This window comes from Anaerobacillus sp. MEB173 (assembly GCF_052119505.1).
GTDB lineage: Bacteria > Bacillota > Bacilli > Bacillales > JBJMAU01 > JBJMAU01.
In genome coordinates, this window is the sequence record NZ_JBJMAU010000039.1 from 1 (window position 1) to 4,663 (window position 4,663).

The 4,663-nt window shown below is 35.4% G+C and carries 8 protein-coding genes and 1 pseudogene; 2 read left to right on the top strand and 7 right to left on the bottom strand.

The features are described from left to right. Positions 1–271 precede the first annotated feature (271 nt). Positions 272–535: pseudogene (locus tag ACJ2A9_RS23345) on the top strand (hypothetical protein); the annotation flags it as partial. Positions 536–609: 74 nt separating this feature from the next. Then, positions 610–783 carry a hypothetical protein gene (locus ACJ2A9_RS23350; protein WP_441424096.1) on the top strand — a complete coding sequence of 58 codons (174 nt, stop codon included), beginning with the start codon at positions 610–612 and terminating at the stop codon, positions 781–783. 102 nt (positions 784–885) lie between these two features. Here the strand turns inward: ACJ2A9_RS23350 and ACJ2A9_RS23355 are convergent, their stop codons facing one another. The 7 genes from ACJ2A9_RS23355 to ACJ2A9_RS23385 form a co-directional block, all read right to left on the bottom strand. Further along, positions 886–1,167 carry a helix-turn-helix domain containing protein gene (locus ACJ2A9_RS23355; RefSeq protein ID WP_441424097.1) on the bottom strand — a complete coding sequence of 94 codons (282 nt, stop codon included), beginning with the start codon at positions 1,165–1,167 and terminating at the stop codon, positions 886–888. Then, the gene (locus ACJ2A9_RS23360; protein WP_441424098.1) at positions 1,168–2,013 is read right to left on the bottom strand and encodes an ATP-binding protein; all 846 of its coding nucleotides are present in this window, start codon (positions 2,011–2,013) and stop codon (positions 1,168–1,170) included. After that, entirely contained in the window at positions 1,946–2,911 is a 966-nt protein-coding gene (locus ACJ2A9_RS23365; protein ID WP_441424099.1) for a DnaD domain protein, read from the bottom strand. Before ACJ2A9_RS23365 ends, ACJ2A9_RS23360 begins: the two co-directional genes overlap by 68 nt. Before the next feature lie 109 nt (positions 2,912–3,020). Next, on the bottom strand, positions 3,021–3,236 hold the full coding sequence (locus tag ACJ2A9_RS23370; protein WP_441424100.1) for a hypothetical protein: 216 nt from the start codon (positions 3,234–3,236) through the stop codon (positions 3,021–3,023). Between the two features lie 170 nt (positions 3,237–3,406). Next, entirely contained in the window at positions 3,407–3,724 is a 318-nt protein-coding gene (locus ACJ2A9_RS23375; RefSeq protein WP_441424101.1) for a competence protein ComK, read from the bottom strand. A 319-nt stretch (positions 3,725–4,043) separates the two neighbouring features. Further along, positions 4,044–4,325 carry a type II toxin-antitoxin system RelE/ParE family toxin gene (locus ACJ2A9_RS23380; protein WP_441424102.1) on the bottom strand — a complete coding sequence of 94 codons (282 nt, stop codon included), beginning with the start codon at positions 4,323–4,325 and terminating at the stop codon, positions 4,044–4,046. After that, positions 4,325–4,597, bottom strand: a complete 273-nt coding sequence (locus ACJ2A9_RS23385) for a hypothetical protein (RefSeq protein ID WP_441424103.1) — start codon at positions 4,595–4,597, stop codon at positions 4,325–4,327. Before ACJ2A9_RS23385 ends, ACJ2A9_RS23380 begins: the two co-directional genes overlap by 1 nt. Positions 4,598–4,663: the final 66 nt, after the last annotated feature.

The window sequence follows — 4,663 nt, forward strand, 5'->3', positions numbered from 1 at the left end:
GAACTTTATTTGTAATGTCTATGATGTTTTCTCATTTAAATATAGGTTTTAAATTACGGTACGTGAAAATTATCGCACAGTCAGTCGATCTATTATTCTTTCCTGCAATTTTCAGTAAATACAAAAAGCACTTTTCAATTTAAAAAAGTTCTTTTTTTACTTGTCGAAAAGTTCTTTATTTTTTAATGTATTTCACCTCCAATATCGGGATCGTTTGTTCTATAATTAGGATGAGAACAAACATTCTAAAAATATCCCAGGAGGTGTTTATATGTTAAGAGAAGCATCAGGGAAAAATGATCATGATCGTTGGTTTAGAGAACTCATTACGCACTTTTTCGAAGAATTTATGCTAGCTTTTGTTCCATAAGCTTATGAAGAAATTGATTTTCAAAGTGTAACCTTTTTGTCTGAAGAAGTCTTTACTGATATTATAATAGGTGAAAAACGTCGAGTAGATTTGTTAGTTGAAACAAAGTTAAAAGGGCAAGATAGCCTGATTATCGTTCACATTGCACCACAATCCTATGAACAAACATAACATCAGATGAAGAAATACAATTGGAAAATGAATTGAAAACTTTACCCCCTGACGAGGAGGAGATGGCTATGGAACTTATGAATTCATGGGAAAGAAAAGGATTGGAAAAAGGTGAAATAAAAAAAGCAAAAGATATTGCCAAAGGTATGCTTGCGGAAGGCTTTACAATTGAGATGATTGCTAAATTGACCAAGCTCTCTAAAGATGAGGTCAAGGCACTAGCTAAAGAACTGAATAAATAAGTTTCTTACAATTGCATACACAAACCATCCAATTTCAACTGCTTAACTTCTATAATCACGAATAATCCACCTTACTGCACAAAATAAGGTGGATTATTGTTATTAGAATCTGTCCCCTCCAACCCCAAACTCCCGCGGCGTAATCCTCTTCTTCCTTGCCAAATCCAACACAAGTACTGCCGCTTCATCAATATCCCGCGAGAATTTGTTCGCTATTTTTTGAAGTGATAACCCCCGTTTCCATAGCCGAATAAATTCAGCAACTTCTCGTTCATCCCAATGAAAGTCCAGTTCTTCAAGGGCAGTGTAGATGGTAGTGCGTTTCTTAACCATATAATATTTTTCAACACGCCGATCCTGTTTGTAAACATTATCAACCTTCATTTATATCCCTCGCATTCTTTCCATTGCTAAATGAGCACGGTAATTTGAAGCACGGTTATAAACACAATTCATATTTCCAATTAGGCGCCACCATGTTCGGGCTTTGTTATCGAATCTGTACTTTGTATCTGGGTGATCGAATTCTTCTGGGGTGAGATTTGACGTAAGCCAGATCGGTTTATTGGCTCGTTCACGGCCATTAATAATTTGGAACGTCCAATCTTTCTCATCATCGGTTAAGCGCTGACTACTCATGAAGTCATCCCAGATGAGGAGATCGGCTTCAAGGCAAGCATTCATAATTTCAAGAAGTGTTTCTGGATTCTGGAACCGTTTTGTTTCTTGAAGGCGGCTGTAGAGGTCTTTTTCTGTGAGGTAGATGACAGAGTAGCCTTGATTCATTAGTTCATTTGCTCCTGCAGCAGTTAGATGGCTTTTGCCATTACCGGTTTCGCCAAAGATAAATACACCTAATTTCCCCCTTTTCTCAAAGTTTTGCACGGCATTTTCAATTTCCTTGAGTGTTTGTTCACTGCCTGGCCGTTTGATAAAGTTTGCAAAGGTCATCTTCACAAGATCCTCGTTCGTACTGCTTAGCTTTAAAAATTTTTCAATTCTTATCCGTCTCTGTTTCGCTTTTTGTTCGCGGTACATGTCATCAATCCGCTTAATTTCACAATCACAGGCATTGATCGTCCAACCTTTCCCAACAAGCGGAATATCCCGAAGCTTTACCTCATTTTCTTTTTTACAATACGGACAATAAACAGGCTCAGGTTTATTTGTAGAATTTGAAATTGGCAACATGGACATCATTGACTTCATTCCTTTTTGAATCATATCCATCACGATTTCCTCCTATTGTTGGGAATTTTTTAAACGTACTTTTACGAGATTGATAGTTTTCACTTTCTTTCTTCGCCTGTTCAACGGTTCGGATGTTCTGCTTACTCCAGTTTGTTAAAATTGATTTAGCATACGAAAACGGTTTTCCTTTCTCCCCAGCAATTGAAAGACCGTAAATCACTAATTCTTCAGAGAGACCGTCTTGATCAATGAAACTAGCAACAAGATCGATTTGTAATGGAGTAGGAATGATATTAAAGCTCTTCTCAAATGTTTTGTATAGAGTAAGAGACTTACTTGTCTCATTTAGTTTCATTTCATTTCGTTTATTTAATGCGGCACGTTTTCCGGAACGATTGTCAGCATGCTTGTCCGAATTTTTTTCAGGTTGAGGATCAGATGCTTTACTTTCGTTATTCAAGCCGGAACGTTTACCAGTACAATTGTCGGTATGCTTGTCCGAAATTTCTTCGTGGTAAGATTTTGCATCTAGGTTTTCATTTGTTGTTTCAGAGTATTTACTGAAACAATTCTCATCATGATTAGCCGGCTTTATATCTGGTTCTGACAGAAATGACACTTCTTTTTGCAGTTCAGTTTGAGTTGAATGATATTGAAGTACCAATGAACACAACTGATAGATCGCTGGCTGGTTGCCACTTTGCGAAGAAAAAGTAATATATCCTTTTTCTTTTAATTCTTTTCTTGCTTTTGAGATTGTCCGGTCACTAAGACCAGTCTTCGTACTTAATGCAGTAATTGCCACAGCAAATTGATCGCGCCAGCCGGTTTTGTTGTTAATGTGCATTAAGGCATGCCACAACGCCACAGCCGAAGTCGATAACGGATTGGTCTCAAGGCGATCATAAAAAGCATTAAGCTCTTTTAAATAATTCATTCATCCACCTCATTTTATGATCAATATAATGTTACAAACTAAAGTCATTCCTGCGATTGTTGTTGTCTAAACACCACTTTTTTGGTGACATCAACCTACTATTAAGTTTTTATGAAAACGCTTTCGAAATTGAATCGTTCTCAACCTTTTTTTGACGTAGCACTAAAAGTTCATCTCTAGCACGTTCATATTCAACAATCCAGGCATCTGCTTTTTCTAATTGATCAAATTGAATCGCGAGTCCCGCTTCCCTTAAACAATCATAACAGTACAAAAACAGCTCCGATGCTGCTATTACATCATCATGCAATACGTAATTTTTCATAGATTCACCTCAACAAAGTTTATTCTTATGTCATTAACTTAGGTAAGTAAAAATCAATGTTCATATAAAAAGCTTAGGAAAATCATTCTGGTAGGTAAAAGATAAATGTGGGTTTTAAAAATGAAGAATGTCTGTGGTACAAGGAAAAATTGAATTCAACTTGAACTAACTTACAACCCCGAAAACCTGACAACACAAACGGCTGTGCGTTGCAGTTGTTTTTCTAACGTATAGTGTGAAACATCCAATTTGAGTTGTTGAAAATCATTTAAAATTACAACAGAAGATTGCTCATTTCCATCTTTATCACCAGCTGCTTGTACCATTTTTATTTGGTGGTAAAAGAGCCAACGGCACTCAAACTGCGTTGCTGAATGGGTAGTAATTGCATAAATCTTATTTACAGGATCAATCGGAATCGGCACCTTTTGTTTAACCCCAGTATCGCGTGGTTTCGGGAGAGGGAATTTTTTGATGATTTTTACCAATGTTTTCATCTAATATATATAAAGTGACTTGGTAAAAGGTGATGTATTTACGAAATTAATTTTCTTATATTTAAGATTTGGAAGTGTACTAACGTAAATAGCGAACTGTTTTTGGTTAATGAAGAGGTATTTAAAGAGAAAAAAAGAATAATACATAAAAAGTGCCTAACCCTCAGTGCGATAACACTTTACTGTATAAGGGGACAGGCACTTTAATTGTGTTTAAGTGGATACTTTCACAAATCATCAGTAAATTTACACAAGAAAAGACCACATCAAAATTTATTATATGGTCTAATGTCTATTGTAAAATGTTTATTTAATTTTCACCTGGAAAAAGGACAGCCAAGATAACAACATCATTGTCAATCAATTTATAATAAACTCTAAACTTTTTAACAACTATCCTTGTAATCCCTTTGTATTTGCCGAATTCTTCAGTATACCTTTTTCCAATTATGCTATTCTTAAATAGATCTTCAGTTTCAATGATAAACTGGGAGATAAAGTCGAAAGTCTCTTCAGGTGTAAACCTCTCGCTCCTAAACTGAGAAAGTTTTTCCTTAACAGCAGGGGACCAAAGAACATTTCGTTCATACATTACATAAAGTCCTTTTTGGACAGAGAATTTAATAATTCTGAGGTAGACATACCACGTCCGTTTTCATACTGCTCCTGACTTTCTTTTAACATACGTTTAAGTTCAGGATTTTCTTCAGTTTCAAACTGTATGGATTTTTCATCATCATCTTCTTCTTGTAATACAAGTGTAAATTTTCCTTTACCAGGAATAGAAAACTGTAATACAGAGTTATCACTATTCATATTTTCAATATATTTCATAAGCTCTTCTGAAGATTGAATTTTTCCCATACTAATTAATCACCACCGATATCCTTTTTCTTATAATATCATATCAAGTCATATATGTAACGAATC